The organism is Endothiovibrio diazotrophicus, from assembly GCF_054657215.1.
The window spans coordinates 25,869-40,180 of the sequence record NZ_BAAHXB010000015.1 but is presented as its reverse complement, the minus strand read 5'-3'; the positions used below and the strand labels follow the sequence as shown (position 1 = coordinate 40,180).

Annotated in this window: 13 protein-coding genes; 7 read left to right on the top strand and 6 right to left on the bottom strand. The window is 66.9% G+C overall.

Annotation, left to right across the window (positions count from 1 at the left end; genetic code table 11):
• Window positions 1-273 precede the first annotated feature (273 nt).
• The 7 genes from rsxA to ACYQ2W_RS06305 all read left to right on the top strand — a co-directional run bounded on the left by rsxA (window position 274) and on the right by ACYQ2W_RS06305 (window position 6,387).
• Window positions 274-849: an electron transport complex subunit RsxA gene (gene rsxA, locus ACYQ2W_RS06335; protein ID WP_459864373.1), complete on the top strand. Its 576-nt coding sequence runs from the start codon at window positions 274-276 to the stop codon at window positions 847-849.
• A 134-nt stretch (window positions 850-983) separates the two neighbouring features.
• Window positions 984-1,526 carry an RnfABCDGE type electron transport complex subunit B gene (locus ACYQ2W_RS06330; RefSeq protein WP_459864371.1) on the top strand — a complete coding sequence of 181 codons (543 nt, stop codon included), beginning with the start codon at window positions 984-986 and terminating at the stop codon, window positions 1,524-1,526.
• A gap of 150 nt (window positions 1,527-1,676) precedes the next feature.
• Window positions 1,677-3,164 carry an electron transport complex subunit RsxC gene (gene rsxC, locus ACYQ2W_RS06325; protein WP_459864369.1) on the top strand — a complete coding sequence of 496 codons (1,488 nt, stop codon included), beginning with the start codon at window positions 1,677-1,679 and terminating at the stop codon, window positions 3,162-3,164.
• A 272-nt stretch (window positions 3,165-3,436) separates the two neighbouring features.
• Entirely contained in the window at window positions 3,437-4,510 is a 1,074-nt protein-coding gene (locus ACYQ2W_RS06320) for an RnfABCDGE type electron transport complex subunit D (protein WP_459864367.1), read from the top strand.
• Between the two features lie 15 nt (window positions 4,511-4,525).
• A complete protein-coding gene (gene rsxG / locus ACYQ2W_RS06315) occupies window positions 4,526-5,161 on the top strand; it encodes an electron transport complex subunit RsxG (RefSeq protein ID WP_459864365.1) in 636 nt (211 codons plus the stop codon).
• Window positions 5,162-5,294: 133 nt separating this feature from the next.
• Window positions 5,295-6,002: an electron transport complex subunit E gene (locus tag ACYQ2W_RS06310; RefSeq protein WP_459864363.1), complete on the top strand. Its 708-nt coding sequence runs from the start codon at window positions 5,295-5,297 to the stop codon at window positions 6,000-6,002.
• A 124-nt stretch (window positions 6,003-6,126) separates the two neighbouring features.
• Entirely contained in the window at window positions 6,127-6,387 is a 261-nt protein-coding gene (locus ACYQ2W_RS06305) for an RnfH family protein (RefSeq protein ID WP_459864361.1), read from the top strand.
• A 175-nt stretch (window positions 6,388-6,562) separates the two neighbouring features.
• Here ACYQ2W_RS06305 and ACYQ2W_RS06300 read toward each other — a convergent pair whose 3' ends face one another.
• The 6 genes from ACYQ2W_RS06300 to pyrG form a co-directional block, all read right to left on the bottom strand.
• Complete coding sequence (locus ACYQ2W_RS06300; RefSeq protein WP_459864359.1) at window positions 6,563-8,392, bottom strand: ATP-binding protein; 1,830 nt, start codon at window positions 8,390-8,392, stop codon at window positions 6,563-6,565.
• A gap of 21 nt (window positions 8,393-8,413) precedes the next feature.
• Window positions 8,414-9,613 carry a formate-dependent phosphoribosylglycinamide formyltransferase gene (purT, locus tag ACYQ2W_RS06295; protein WP_459864357.1) on the bottom strand — a complete coding sequence of 400 codons (1,200 nt, stop codon included), beginning with the start codon at window positions 9,611-9,613 and terminating at the stop codon, window positions 8,414-8,416.
• A 200-nt stretch (window positions 9,614-9,813) separates the two neighbouring features.
• The gene (gene ftsB / locus ACYQ2W_RS06290) at window positions 9,814-10,104 is read right to left on the bottom strand and encodes a cell division protein FtsB (protein WP_459864355.1); all 291 of its coding nucleotides are present in this window, start codon (window positions 10,102-10,104) and stop codon (window positions 9,814-9,816) included.
• Window positions 10,105-10,260: 156 nt separating this feature from the next.
• Window positions 10,261-11,550: a phosphopyruvate hydratase gene (eno, locus tag ACYQ2W_RS06285; protein ID WP_459864353.1), complete on the bottom strand. Its 1,290-nt coding sequence runs from the start codon at window positions 11,548-11,550 to the stop codon at window positions 10,261-10,263.
• 252 nt (window positions 11,551-11,802) lie between these two features.
• Window positions 11,803-12,645 (bottom strand): 3-deoxy-8-phosphooctulonate synthase, encoded by an 843-nt coding sequence (gene kdsA, locus ACYQ2W_RS06280; protein WP_459864351.1) that lies wholly within the window; start codon window positions 12,643-12,645, stop codon window positions 11,803-11,805.
• A complete protein-coding gene (gene pyrG, locus ACYQ2W_RS06275) occupies window positions 12,646-14,274 on the bottom strand; it encodes a CTP synthase (protein ID WP_459864349.1) in 1,629 nt (542 codons plus the stop codon).
• Window positions 14,275-14,312 lie beyond the last annotated feature (38 nt).

The window sequence follows — 14,312 nt, the reverse complement described above, 5'->3', positions numbered from 1 at the left end:
CAACGCAAAGACGCAAAGGCGCAGAGATCGCAAAGACATCTTTGCGTCCTTCGCGCCTTTGCGCCTTTGCGTTGAAAATTACCCAAGCGCCCGACACCTCCTCACGAGGTGTCTGTTCGATATGCGACAAAGCCCCCTACCGCGATCCCCACATGCGTACAATCACGACGTTAAAAAAAACGTAAAACAGCTTTATATTCATATAGATAAGGCATAAAAACCCCATGGCACACAAGCTGCACCGCTAGAGGCGACGAACGATTGGGGGTCGCCATGAGCGAATATCTGCTTCTTCTGCTGGGCACCGCGCTGGTCAACAACGTGGTACTGGTCAAATTCCTGGGTCTATGCCCCTTCATGGGGGTCTCCGGCAAACTCGACAGTGCCGTCGGCATGGGGCTGGCCACCACTTTCGTGCTCACCCTTGCGGCGGTGGCCGCCTGGTTGATCGAGGAGTTCGTGCTGGTGCCGCTGGGGATCGAGTTCCTGCGCATCCTCGCCTTCATCCTGATCATCGCCGCCACGGTGCAGTTCACCGAGATGGTGATCCGCAAGGTGAGCCCGGTGCTCTACCAGATGCTCGGCATCTTCCTGCCGCTGATCACCACCAACTGCGCGGTGCTCGGGGTGGCGCTGCTCAACGTCCAGGAGGGTCACGGCTTCGTCGAGAGCGTGATCTACGGCTTCGGCTCGGCGCTCGGTTTCACCCTGGTGATGGTGATCTTCGCCGGCCTGCGCGAGCGGCTCGCTCTGGCCCAGGTCCCCGAGACCTTCCGCGGCACCCCGATCGCCTTCATCGTTGCCGGCCTGCTCTCGCTCGCCTTCATGGGCTTCGCGGGACTGGCCTGAGATCCGGAGTTCTCAACGCAAAGGCGCAGAGGCGCGAAGGACGCAAAGCAAGGGAGCGCGTCCCTCCAGCCCAGCCCCCGTTGCGCCTTCGCGCCTTTGCGTTGGATGTTCAAAGCCTTAGAGGAGATAACGCCATGATGATCGGTGCCGTTGCCAGTCTGACCCTGTTGGGGCTCTTCCTCGGTTTCGCTCTCGGCCTCGCCGGGCGCTATCTGGCGGTGGAGGAGAACCCGATCGCCGCGGAGATCGAGGAGTTGCTCCCCGGTACCAACTGCGGCCAGTGCGGTTTCCCCGGCTGCTCGGCCGGCGCGGAGAAGGTGGCCAACGACGAGGCCCCGCTGAACTTCTGCCCCCCCGGCGGCCGGGCGCTGGCCGAGGCGCTGGCGGCGAAGCTCAATCGCCCGCTGGTGCTCAGCGACCTGGACGACGAGGAGCCGATGGTGGCGCAGATCAGCGAGGCCACCTGCATCGGTTGCGGCAAGTGCGTCAAGGTCTGCCCCACCGATGCAGTGATGGGCGCGCCGAAGCAGATCCACACCATCTTCGCCAGCGCATGTACCGGCTGCGCCAAGTGTGTCGAGGTCTGCCCCACCGAGTGCCTGACCATGGAGCCGATCCCGGTGACCCTCCACGACTGGCGCTGGCCGAAGCCCCAAGCGTTGCCTGTGGCGGCCTAGAGAATTGGCCACGGAGACACGGAGGGCACGGAGGTTCTCGAATTCATCTGCGGAATCACGGTGCAGACCACCTCTGCGCTCCGTGTCCTCCGTAGCTCCGTGGCAACTCTTCATTACCAAGCAACCCCACAGAAAAAGCGGTACGAGCGCATGAAACTGTTCCCCTTCAAAGGCGGTGTCCATCCCGAGGGCCACAAGGCGCTGACCAGCGCCACGCCGACGGCGACCATGCCGTTGCCGGAACGGCTCTACGTGCCGATGCTGCAGCACATCGGCGCACCGGCCGAGCCGAACGTGAAGATCGGCACCCGGGTGCTCAAGGGTCAGCCCATCGCCACCCCGCGCGGGGCGATCTCGTCGTTTATCCATGCCCCCACCTCGGGTACCGTGCTCGACGTCATTGATCACCCCGCCCCCCACCCCTCCGGCCTGCCGATCCTCTCGGTGGTGATCGAGGCCGACGGCGAGGAGGAGTGGTTCGAGGTGCCGATCGCCAAGGACCCCTTCGAGCTGGAGCCCGAGTACGTCGCCGAGCGCGTCGGCAACGCCGGCATCGTCGGCATGGGCGGCGCCACCTTCCCCTCGGCGGTGAAGCTGGGGATGGCCGAGAGCCGCAAGATCCACACCCTGCTGATGAACGGCGGCGAGTGCGAACCCTACCTCACCTGCGACGACCGACTGATGCAGGAGAAGCCCGACGAGGTGCTGGAGGGGGTGCGGCTGATGGCCCACGCCCTGCAGACCGAACAGGTGATCATCGCCATCGAGGACAACAAGCCGACCGCCACCGCGGCGATGCGCAAGGCCGCCGAGCCGTTCCCCGAGGTCGCGGTGGTCAACGTCCCCGCCCGCTACCCGATGGGCTCGGAGAAGCAGCTGATCCAGACGGTGACCGGCCGCGAGGTGCCCGCCGGCAAGCTGGCCGTGGAGCTGGGCATCCTGGTGCACAACGTCGCCACCGCCTTCGCGGTGCATGAGGCGCTGCGCTACGGCCACGCCCTGGTCTCGCGCATCGTCACCCTCTCGGGCGGCGCCATCGCCGAACCGAAGAACATCCACGCCCTGGTCGGCACCCCCTTCGAGGAGCTGGTGAAGTTCGCCGGCGGCTTCGTCGGCACGCCGAAGCGGGTGCTGATGGGCGGCCCGATGATGGGCCTCGACCTGCCCGACCTGCGCGCCCCGGTGGTGAAGGGCTCCAGCGGCCTGCTCGCACTCACCGCCGCCGAGAGCCGCCGCCACCAGGCGGCCCCGTGCATCCGCTGCGGCCAGTGCGTCTCCGCCTGCCCGGTGGGATTGCTGCCGCTGGAGCTGGCCAACCGCTCGCGCAACCACGACCTCGACGGCGCCCTCGGCCTCGGCCTGCGCGACTGCATCGCCTGCGGCTCCTGCGCCTACGTCTGCCCGGCACACATCCCGCTGGTCCACTACTTCAACTTCGCCAAGGGCGAGCTGGTGGCCCGCGACCTCGACAAGCGCAAGCGCGACGAGCACAAGCATCTCGCCGAGGTGCGCGCCGCGCGTCTGGTCAAGGAGGCCGAGCGCAAGAAAGCCGAGGCCGCGCGCAAAAAGGCCGAGCGCGCCGCCAAGAAGGCGGCCGAAGAGGCGGCCAAGAAGAAGGCCGACGGCGAGGCCGCCTGAGGCATCGGATATAGGGCGGGCCGCGCCCGCCGGAACGAAGGCAGCGACCTGAGGCGATGCACCGGGCGATCCGAACGGTGCCTTCGCCAACCACGGCGGGCACGACCCGCCCTATGAGTCACCTTAGACGAGGTAAACGTCATGCGTACCGCGACCGTCGATCCGAAAGCGAATTTCTACTTCTCCGTCGGCGTGATGGTGTTCATCACCATCGCCCTCCTGGCAGCCTGATCGAAACCGACCCGCACCTCACCGACTACCGAGCAGAGACCATGAACATCCCATCGAGCGCACCCCACGCCCACGGCGGCGGCTCCATCGGCCGCGTGATGTACACGGTGAGCCTGGCCCTGGCGCCGGCCACCGCCTTCGGCGTCTGGCAGTTCGGCTGGCCGGCGCTCAACCTGCTGGTGGTGACCATCGCCGCCTGCTATGCGGTCGAGGCGGCCACCCTGCGCATCGCCGGCAAGCCGCTGGGCTTCTTCCTCACCGACGGCTCGGCGCTGCTCACCGGTCTGTTGCTCGCCCTCACCCTGCCGCCGTGGGCCCCGTGGTGGATCGGCGTGGTCGGTGCGATCCTCGCCATCCTGATCGGCAAGGCGGTGTTCGGCGGCCTCGGCCAGAATCTCTTCAACCCGGCGATGGTGGCCCGAGTGGCGCTGCTCATCTCCTTCCCGCTGGAGATGACCACCTGGACCGCGCCGCTCCCCCTGAGCGACGCCGGCGCCCCCGGCTTCCTCGACGGGCTGGCGGTCACCTTCCTCGGCCAGCTGCCGCCGGACACCATCACCGGCGCCTCGGTGCTCGGTCACGTGAAGACCTCGCTGGGCATCGGCGCCACCGCCGACGGCGCCCTGCACGACTTCGGCTTCGCCCTGCAGAGCGCAGCCCTGGGCACCGTCAACGGCTCGCTGGGCGAGACCTCGGCGCTGCTGATCCTCGCCGGCGGCATCGTGCTGATCGCCCGCGGCATCATCTCCTGGCGCATCCCCGCCTCGTTCCTCGGCGCGGTGTTCGCCGTGGCGACGCTCGCCCACCTGATCGACCCGGGCCACTACACCGGGCCGCTCTTTCACCTCTTCAGCGGCGGCGTGATGCTTGGCGCGCTGTTCATCGCCACCGATCCGGTGACCAGTCCGAGCACCCCGCTCGGCCAGTTGATCTTCGGCGCGGTGTGCGGCGCCCTGGTGTGGGTCATCCGCACCTGGGGCGGCTATCCCGAGGGGGTCGCCTTCGCGGTGCTGATCATGAACGCCGCCACCCCGTTGATCGACCACTACACCCGTCCGCGGATCTACGGCCGTACCCGCCGTGGCGAGCCGCTGACGGTCAAGCCCAATTCGTAATAGGAGCAGCCCATCATGGCCCAGGGTGTCCTCGTCCCCAGCTATCGCCAGCGCATCGGCTACCACGCCATGCTCCTCGGCGGCATCGCGCTGCTCGCCTCGATGCTGCTGACCATCGGCGCCAACCAGACCAGCGAAGACATCGCCCTGCGTCAGGCCGAGGATCTGCGCGCCTCGCTCTCCCAGGTGGTCCCCGATACGGTCCACGACAACAACCTGCTGGAGGGAAGCCTGAGCCTCGCCGGTCCCCACGGCGAACCGCTCACCGTCTACCGCGCGCGCATGGGCGGCGAGGTGACCGCGGTGGCCTTCGAGATCAGCGAGGTCGGCTACGCCGGCCCGGTGGTGTCGATGATCGGCATCGACCGCAGTGGTGCGATCCTCGGCGTGCGGGTGCTCCAGCACGCCGAAACCCCCGGCCTCGGCGACAAGATCGAGGCGGCCAAGGACGACTGGATCCTCGGCTTCGACGGCCTCTCGCTCGGCAATCCGCCGGTGGAGAAGTGGAAGGTGAAAAAGGACGGCGGCCAGTTCGACCAGTTCTCCGGCGCCACCATCACGCCCCGCGCGGTGGTCAAGTCGATCAAGGGCGGCCTCGATTTCTTCGCCCAGCACCGCGACGAACTCTTGACCGTGAAAGACGCTTCGTAGGAGCGGCTCCCAGACCGCGATCGGGCGAAGCACCATCGCCCGACGACGGCGGCGGTGGTGAACCGAAACGGCGTCATCGCGGCCTAGGGGCCGCTCCTACGGGAAACCGCAAACAGTTCACAGGAATGGCACGATGGCAAACGACTACAAACGCATCTTCAAAGACGGCCTGTGGGACAACAACGTGGTGTTGGCCCAGATGCTGGCACTGTGCCCGCTGCTGGCGGTCACCGGCACCGCCACCAACGGCCTCGGCATGGGGCTGGCGACCACCTTCGTGATGGTGATCTCCGCCCTGGTGGTGGCACTCTTTCGCAAGATCATCACCAACGAGGTGCGCATCCCGGTGTTCATCCTGCTGATCGCCACCGTGGTGACCCTGGTCGACATGTTCATGAACGCCTACCTGCACCAGCTGCACAAGGTGCTTGGCCTGTTCATCCCGCTGATCGTCACCAACTGCGCGATCCTCGGCCGCGCCGAGTCGTTCGCCTCGAAGAACGACGTGCGCGCGGCGATGGCCGACGGCCTGGCGATGGGCGGCGGCTTCACCTTCGCCCTGGTGCTGCTCGGCGCGGTGCGCGAGATGATCGGCAGCGGCACGCTGTTCGCCAACGCCTCGCTGCTGCTAGGTGACCTCTTCTCCTTCATGGAGCTGACCCTGATCCCCGACTACAGAGGCTTCCTGCTGATGATCCTCCCGCCCGGCGGCTTCCTGGTGCTCGGCTTCATCCTCGCCGGCAAACGCATCCTCGACCGCCGTGCCGCCGCCCGCGCCGAGCGCAAGGCACTGGAGGAGGCGATGCGGGAGGCCGACGACGAGGTGGCCGCAACCGCCTGACACGCGACGGTAACCCGCGCTGGGGAGAATGCATCCCTTCCCACCATCGGGTGACGGAAAAGACGACCCTGACTGACCTCCCCCCGGTCATGCGCCACGGGGGACGATACGGAGAGAGACGAAGATGAAAATCGGTGTGGCCTACAGCGACGGCAGCGACTCCGCTTGGCTCAAACTGGACATCGAGGAGGGTGCGCGGGTGCGCGATGCGATCGAGATGTCCGGGATCCTCAAGCGCTTCCCCGGCATCGACCTGGAGAACCAGAAAGTCGGCATCTTCGGCAAATTGACCCCGCTCGACCGCGAGCTGGAGGAGAACGACCGGGTGGAGATCTATCGCCCGATCACCTGCGATCCCGAAACCGTGGAGCGCCGCGACCGCTAGCCCCCTGTGTGCCCGCCGCGGCTTCGAACTCGGCCCCTACGCCGTCCCTGTAGGAGCGGCCCCAAGGCCGCGATTGCCTACAGAGCAGGATGCGGAAGCCGGGCGCCCGCTCCACCGACCTCGGCAAGCAACGGAAAATTAGTCACTCCGCACCATCGCGGCCTGAGGGCCGCTCCTACAGGGGTCGAGGCGAAACGCCCAGCCAGCGATCGAGCGTCTCGCGCAGCGCCTCCATCTGCACCGGTTTGGCCAGGTAGTCATCCATTCCCGCCTCGATGCACGCCTCCCGATCGCCGGGCAGGGCGTTGGCGGTCATCGCGATAATCGGCAGGCGCCGCCCCACCCGCCCCGCCTCCCAGCGCCGGTAGCGGCGGGTGACGCTGAAGCCGTCCAGGTCGGGCATCTGCACGTCCATCAGCACTGCGTCGTAGTGTTCCCCCTCCAGGCAGGCCAACGCGTCGTGGCCGTTGTCGACGCACTCCACGGTCAACCCGCACTGCACCAGCATCCCCTCGGCGACCATCCGGTTGACCCGGTTGTCCTCCACCAGCAGCACCCGCCCCCGGGGCGCCAGCCCCCCCTTCGCGGGCGGCGCCGGCGAACTCAACGGATGGGGCGGCCGGCGCGCCACCTCCACCACCAGCCCCCCCTCCTCCCCCACCGTGCCGGACGCCACGATCGGGCAGTGCAGGGTGAAATAGAAGCGACTGCCGCGGCCGGGGAAGCTGTCGACGCCGATGTTGCCCCCCATCGCCTCCACCAGCTCCTTGCAGATCACCAGGCCGAGCCCGGTCCCACCGAAGCGGCGGGTGGTGGAGTCGTCCACCTGGCTGAAGGGACGGAACAGCCTGGGCAACGCCTCGCGCTCGATGCCGATGCCGGTGTCGGCCACCTCGAAGCGCAAACCGTCGGCCTGGGGCCAGGCGGAGACCGTCACCTCACCCTGCTCGGTGAACTTCACCGCGTTGCCCACCAGATTGACCAGCACCTGGTGCAGCCGGCCGGGGTCGCCGATCACCCGCGCAGGGAAGTTGGGATCGAACACCCGGCGCAACTCCAACCCCCGCTCCTCGGCACGCAGGCGATACTGGCGCAACACCTCCTCCACCACCGCCTCCGGGGAGAACTCGATCGCCTCCAACTGCATCTGCCCCGCCTCGATCCGCGAGAAGTCGAGGATCCCGTTGATCACCTCCACCTGGAGCCGCGCCGACTCCAGCGCCACCTCCAGATAGTCGTGCTGCTGCGCCTCCAGGGGCCCCTCCGCCATCAGTTGGAGGGCGCCGATCACCCCGTTCATCGGGGTGCGGATCTCATGGCTCATGTTGGCCAGGAAGGCCGATTTGGCCCGGTTGGCCGACTCCGCCTGACGCATCGCGTGGGCCAGCTTCGCCTCCCGCTGCACCGCCTCCACCCGCAGTTCGATGTTCTGCACGATGTTGGCGTGAATGCCGCGGGCGCTCGTCATCACCCCGAGCAGGAACAGCGTCACCATCCCCGCCATGGCCAGTGCCAAGCCGCTCAGGGTGAGGGCGTACTCGATCAGGAAGCGGAGGATCAGCGGCAGCAGGGCGAGCAGCAGGAAGGTGTTGACCGCACGCCTCACCGGCGAGAGGGTGCTCACCGCGCCGGCGCTCATGCCGGCGATGGCGAAGGCGACGAACGCCTGGTGGGAGGGGTCGCCGGCGGGAAAGAGCAGCAGCGAGGCAAGCCCCCACACCGCACCCGCCAGCATCACCCCCACCATGAAGCGGTCGCGACGGAACTCGAAGGACACATCGGCGAGGGGTGCGCCGCCGATACGCCGGATCTGCACGAAGCGGAAGGCGCTGACCAGCCCCAGGGCGCCGTACCAGAGCAAGGCCCCCAGGGGGTGGACCACCGACCACTGCACCAGCACCAGCACCGCGCCGTTGAACAGGCTCACCGCCAATGCCAGAGGCAGATTGTCGAGCAGCAGTTGGATCTGCTCGCGCTGGACCTGGGAGCGGTTGTCGACTTCCATCGCGAGTGACGGAGGGCCGGATCAGCCGGCGACCGGGCGAACCAGGGCGGCGGCGCGGCGGGCCCGCTCCCGGCATTCGCCGGGCTCCTCACCGTAGGCCAGGGCCACCCCCATGCGGCGGCGGGTGAAGGACTCCGGCTTGCCGAACAGCCGCAGCTCGGTGTGCGGCACCGCCAGCGCCTCCTCCAGCCCCTCGAAGGCAATCCCCGCCGCCTCACGTCCACCGTAGATCACCGCGCTGGCCCCGGCGCTGCGCAGGGCCGTGTCCACCGGCAGGCCGAGGATGGCGCGGGCGTGGAGTTCGAACTCGTTCTGCCACTGGGTGGCCATGGTGACCATGCCGGTGTCGTGGGGGCGCGGACTCACCTCGCTGAACCACACCTCGTCGCCACGGATGAACAGCTCGACGCCGAACAACCCGTGGCCGCCCAGCGCCCCGGTCACCTTCGCCGCAATCTCCCGCGAGCGCTCCAGGGCCCGCGCGCTCATCGGCTGGGGCTGCCAGCTCTCCACGTAATCGCCCTTCTCCTGGCGGTGGCCGATGGGCTCGCAGAAACGGGTCTCCACCTCGCCGCCGGCGCCGCGGGCACGCACCGTCAGCAGGGTGATCTCGAAGTCGAAGCGGATCATCTCCTCGACGATCACCCGCCCGCGGTCCACCCGGCCGCCGCTCCTGGCGTAGTCCCAGGCGGCCTGCAGGTCGTCGGGACCGTCGACCGTCGACTGCCCCTTGCCGGAGGAGGACATCACCGGTTTGATGATGCAGGGGTAGCCGATGCCGTCGTCGATGGCCGCCCGCGCCTCCTCCAGGGACTCGGCGAAGGCGTAGCGGGAGGTGGGCAGCCCCAGCTCCTCGGCGGCCAGCCGACGGATCCCCTCGCGGTTCATGGTGAGCCGCGCGGCGCGCGCGGTGGGGATCACCTCGGCCACCCCCTCCGCCTCCAGCTCCACCAGGGTCTCGGTGGCGATCGCCTCGATCTCCGGCACCACCAGCCGCGGCCGCTCTTTCTCGATCAGTGCCCGCAGGGCGGCTCCGTCGGCCATGTCGATGGTGTGCGCCCGGTGGGCCACCTGGTGGCCGGGTGCATCGCCGTAGCGGTCCACCGCGATCACCTCCACGCCGAACCGCTGCAGGGCGATGATCACCTCCTTGCCCAGTTCACCGGAACCGAGCAGCATCACGCGGGTGGCCGAGGGGGAGAGGGGGGTGCCGATCTTCATGGGGGAGTCTCGTGTGGGTTGGCGTAGATGGTAGCGACGAATGCCGGCAGAGGGTAGGTCGGCGCTACCGCGCCGACGAAAACGGGGGCAGCAGGGCTCGATTCACGACTGCACCATGCCGGGCGGGAGGTCGCATTCGGCAATAGCGGATAAAACCCACACCCCGCTGCTTCCGTTCCCGTCGGCGCGGTAGCGCCGACCTACTGGCCGGTCGCCCGGGTCTCATCGACAATCTGGTAGAAGGTCTCGTCCTTGCCGATCATCCCCATCTCGGAGCGGGCGCGCTCCTCCAGGGCATCGAGCCCCTGCTTGAGGTCGCGCACCTCCCCCGCCAGGGCGGCATTGCGTTCGTGCAGCTTCTCGTTCTCCGCCACCTGGGCCTGGATCGACTGCTTCAGCCGCCACAGCTCCAGCACGCCGCCGTCGCCGAACCACAAAGCGTACTGCAGCATCAACAACAGTGGAACCAAAATGGCGACCAGGTATTTCATTGAACGAGGGAGAAACCGCTCACCCGATCACGCACGGGTGGAACACGAGGAAAGGATCTCTTCAGGCATTGGATGATCCATAAAATACTTTTTTCGTCAGCGACGAAAAAAGGGCAGGTTACCCTGCCCTTTTCATGCTCACAACCGGGGTTTGCCTCAACCCAGACGGCTGAAGGCACCACGCCCGGCGTAGACCGCCCGCTCACCCAGCTCGCCCTCGATGCGCAGCAGCTGGTTGTACTTGGCGATGCGGTCGGAGCGGGACATCGAGCCGGTCTTGATCTGGCCGGTGCCCATCGCCACCACGAAGTCGGCGATGGTCGAGTCCTCGGTCTCGCCGGAGCGGTGGGAGACCACCGCGGTGAAGCCGGCGGCGCGGGCCATCTCGATCGCCTCGATGGTCTCGGTGAGGGTGCCGATCTGGTTGAGCTTGATCAGGATGGAGTTGCTGATCCCCTTCTCGATCCCCTCCTTGAAGATGCGGGTGTTGGTGACGAAGATGTCGTCGCCGACCAGCTGCAGCTTGCCGCCGAGGGCGTCGGTGTGGAGCTTCCAGCCGTCCCAGTCATTCTCCGCCATGCCGTCCTCGATGGTGATCAGCATCGGGTACTTGGCGACCCAGTCGGCGAGATAGTCGTTGAGTTCGGCCGAGGAGAGCTTGCGCCCCTCGGAGGCGAGGTCGTAGACACCGTCCTTGTAGAACTCGGAGGCGGCGACGTCGACGCCGATGAAGATCTCCTCGCCGGCCTTGTAGCCCGCGCTGGCGATCGCCTCGAGGATCACCTCGATCGCCTCCTCGTTGGAGGAGAGGTCGGGGGCGAAGCCGCCCTCGTCACCCACCGCGGTGTTGAGGCCGCGGTCGTGGAGCACCTTCTTCAGGCTGTGGAACACCTCGGCGCCGTAGCGCAGCGCCTCGGAGAGGCTGGGGGCGCCCACCGGCAGGATCATGAACTCCTGCACGTCGACGCTGTTGTCGGCGTGCGCCCCGCCGTTGATGATGTTCATCATCGGCACCGGCATGGTCACCGCATTGTCGCCGCCCAGGTAGCGGTAGAGCGGCTCGCCCTTCTCGGCGGCAGCGGCCTTGGCCACCGCCAGGGAGATGGCGAGGATCGCGTTGGCGCCGAGGCGCCCCTTGTTGTCGGTGCCGTCGAGCGCGATCATCGCGCGATCGATCGCCTCCTGGTTGTCCACCGCCTCCTGGCCGAGCAGCGCGTCGCGCAGCTCGCCGTTGACGTTGGCCACCGCCTTCAGTACGCCCTTGCCGCCGAAGCGGGCCTTGTCGCCGTCACGCAGCTCGACCGCCTCACGGGTGCCGGTGGAGGCACCGGAGGGGACCGCGGCGCGGCCGAAGGCGCCGGACTCCAGGGTGACGTCGGCCTCGACGGTGGGGTTGCCGCGGGAATCGATGATCTCCCGGCCGCGAATGTCGATGATCTTGGACATCGTTGTCTCCAAATTTTCTGGTCTGTGGTTGAGGGGCAACCCGCCGCGACGGGACACAGAGTGCGCGGATAAGCACGCTCGCCGAGTGTGCTTATCCGCAGCATTCTGCCCAGCTTATGGCGGGCTTGTTACGTTACGAATAATTCACTTCACTCCGAAGGGGAGGAGGACGAACCCCAGAACTCGCAGATTGGCGCAGACTATCGAATCCCAAATCTGCGTTCATCTGCGAAATCTGCGGTTCAGGTCTCTTTACGAGGATAGGGACTCCTCTTCGACAAGGCCGGCACCCTTCACCGCCTCGTCGATCGTCTTGAGCGTGGTCAGCAGGGGCTCGATCCGCCCGGTAGGCCACATGTTGGGGCCGTCGGACAGCGCGCGCTCCGGGTCGGGGTGGGTCTCCATGAACAGACCCGCCACCCCGGCGGCCACCGCAGCGCGGGCGAGCACCGGCACCATCGTCCGGTCGCCGCCGGAGGCGCCGCCCAACCCGCCGGGCTGCTGCACCGAGTGGGTGGCATCGTAGACCACCGGCGCACCGGTCTCGCGCATCACCTTCAGCGCACGCATGTCGGAGACCAGGGTGTTGTAGCCGAAGGAGACCCCCCGCTCGCAGACCATCACCCGATGGTTGCCCACCGCGCGCGCCTTTTCCACCACGTTCTTCATGTCCCAGGGGGCGAGGAACTGCCCCTTCTTGATGTTCACCGGCCGCCCCTGGCTCGCCACCGCCTGGATGAAGTTGGTCTGGCGGCAGAGGAAGGCGGGGGTCTGCAACACGTCCACCACCGCGGCCACCTCGTCGAGCGGGGTATCCTCATGGACGTCGGTGAGCACCGGAAGTTCCAACTCCTCCTTGACCCGCTCGAGGATGCGCAACCCCTTCTCCATCCCCGGCCCGCGGGGGCTGTCGTGGGAGGAGCGATTGGCCTTGTCAAAGGAGGACTTGAAGATAAACGGCATGGCGAGCCGTTCGGTGATCGCCTTCAGGGTCGCCGCGGTCTCCAGCACCAGCGCCTCACTCTCGATGACGCAGGGCCCGGCGATCAGGAACAGCGGGCGGTCGAGACCGACCTCGAAACCGCACAGATCCATCTAGACACCACCCTTGTGGGCGCGGGCAGCCCGCACGAAACCCTCGAACAGCGGATGACCATCACGCGGCCGGGAGGTGAACTCGGGGTGGAACTGACAGCCGAGGAACCAGGGGTGATCGGCGAGCTCCACCACCTCCACCAGAGAGCCGTCGATGGACTTGCCGGAGACCTTCAGCCCCGCCGCCTGGAGGCGCTCCAGGTACTGGTTGTTGAACTCGTAACGGTGGCGGTGGCGCTCGACGATCACGTCTTTCTTGTATAGATCGTGGGCGATGCTGTCCTGCTCCAGCCGGCACTGCTGGGCACCGAGACGCATCGTGCCCCCCAGGTCGGAGTCGGCGCTACGCCGTTCCACCGTACCCTCGGCGGTGCGCCACTCGGTGATCAGGCCGATCACCGGATGAGGGGTGTCCTTCTTGAATTCGGTCGAATGCGCCCCCTCCAGACCGGCCATGTGACGGGCGTACTCGACCACCGCCACCTGCATACCGAGGCAGATACCAAGATAGGGGACCCGGTTCTCGCGGGCGTAACGCACCGCCTTGATCTTGCCCTCCACGCCACGGGAGCCAAAACCGCCGGGAACGAGGATCGCATCCATCCCCGCCAACGACGCGGTGCCTTCCCGCTCCAGCTCCTCGGAATCGATGTAGGCGATCTTCACCTGGGTGCCGGTGTGCAACCCTGCGTGGATCAGCGCCTCGTTGAGCGATTTGTAGGACTCGGTAAGGTCGATGTACTTGCCGACCATGGCAACGGTCACTTCCAGATCGGTGTTGCGGATGCCATCCACCACCCGCTGCCACTCGGAGAGGTCGGCGGGTTTGGTCTCCAGCTTCAGTTTGCCGCAGACGATCTCGTCCAGCTTCTGCTCATGCAGCAGCAGCGGAATCTTATAAATGGTGTCGACATCGACCCCCGAGATGACCGCCTTCGGTTCGACGTTGGTGAACAGCGCGATCTTGCGCTTGGCGTCCTCGGGGATCTCCTCCTCCACCCGACAGAACAGGATGTCCGGCTGGATGCCGATGGAGCGCAGCTCCTTCACCGAGTGCTGGGTCGGCTTGGTCTTGATCTCGCCGGAGGTCTTGATGAAGGGGACCAGGGTGAGGTGCATGAACAGCGCCCGCTCGTGGCCCAGTTCGACCCCCATCTGGCGGATCGCCTCCAGGAACGGGAGCGACTCGATGTCGCCGACGGTGCCGCCGATCTCCACCATCGCCACGTCGGCATCGCCCGCTCCCTCCCAGATGGAGCGTTTGATCTCGTCGGTGATGTGGGGGATCACCTGCACCGTGCCGCCCAGGTAGTCGCCGCGACGCTCCTTGCGGATGACGTTCTCGTAGACCCGGCCGGTGGTGAAATTGTTCTTCCGGGTCATCGTGGTGCGGATGAACCGCTCGTAGTGACCCAGGTCGAGGTCGGTCTCGGCGCCGTCCTCGGTGACGAACACCTCGCCGTGCTGGAACGGGCTCATGGTGCCCGGATCCACGTTGATGTAGGGATCGAGCTTGAGCATGGTGACCTTGAGGCCGCGCGCCTCGAGGATCGCGGCCAGCGAGGCCGAGGCGATCCCCTTGCCAAGGGAGGAGACCACGCCACCGGTGATGAAGACGAATCTAGTCATGCGGAGCTTCGCGAGGGGGGGTAGGGTCCACGGCCCGG

What these genes read in the sequence shown, in the direction of transcription:
- rsxA (WP_459864373.1), top strand. Translation starts at nt 274, where the DNA reads ATGAGCGAATATCTGCTTCTTCTGCTGGGCACCGCGCTGGTCAACAAC.
- ACYQ2W_RS06330 (WP_459864371.1), top strand. Translation starts at nt 984, where the DNA reads ATGATGATCGGTGCCGTTGCCAGTCTGACCCTGTTGGGGCTCTTCCTC.
- rsxC (WP_459864369.1), top strand. Translation starts at nt 1,677, where the DNA reads ATGAAACTGTTCCCCTTCAAAGGCGGTGTCCATCCCGAGGGCCACAAG.
- ACYQ2W_RS06320 (WP_459864367.1), top strand. Translation starts at nt 3,437, where the DNA reads ATGAACATCCCATCGAGCGCACCCCACGCCCACGGCGGCGGCTCCATC.
- rsxG (WP_459864365.1), top strand. Translation starts at nt 4,526, where the DNA reads ATGGCCCAGGGTGTCCTCGTCCCCAGCTATCGCCAGCGCATCGGCTAC.
- ACYQ2W_RS06310 (WP_459864363.1), top strand. Translation starts at nt 5,295, where the DNA reads ATGGCAAACGACTACAAACGCATCTTCAAAGACGGCCTGTGGGACAAC.
- ACYQ2W_RS06305 (WP_459864361.1), top strand. Translation starts at nt 6,127, where the DNA reads ATGAAAATCGGTGTGGCCTACAGCGACGGCAGCGACTCCGCTTGGCTC.
- ACYQ2W_RS06300 (WP_459864359.1), bottom strand. Translation starts at nt 8,392, where the DNA reads ATGGAAGTCGACAACCGCTCCCAGGTCCAGCGCGAGCAGATCCAACTG.
- purT (WP_459864357.1), bottom strand. Translation starts at nt 9,613, where the DNA reads ATGAAGATCGGCACCCCCCTCTCCCCCTCGGCCACCCGCGTGATGCTG.
- ftsB (WP_459864355.1), bottom strand. Translation starts at nt 10,104, where the DNA reads ATGAAATACCTGGTCGCCATTTTGGTTCCACTGTTGTTGATGCTGCAG.
- eno (WP_459864353.1), bottom strand. Translation starts at nt 11,550, where the DNA reads ATGTCCAAGATCATCGACATTCGCGGCCGGGAGATCATCGATTCCCGC.
- kdsA (WP_459864351.1), bottom strand. Translation starts at nt 12,645, where the DNA reads ATGGATCTGTGCGGTTTCGAGGTCGGTCTCGACCGCCCGCTGTTCCTG.
- pyrG (WP_459864349.1), bottom strand. Translation starts at nt 14,274, where the DNA reads ATGACTAGATTCGTCTTCATCACCGGTGGCGTGGTCTCCTCCCTTGGC.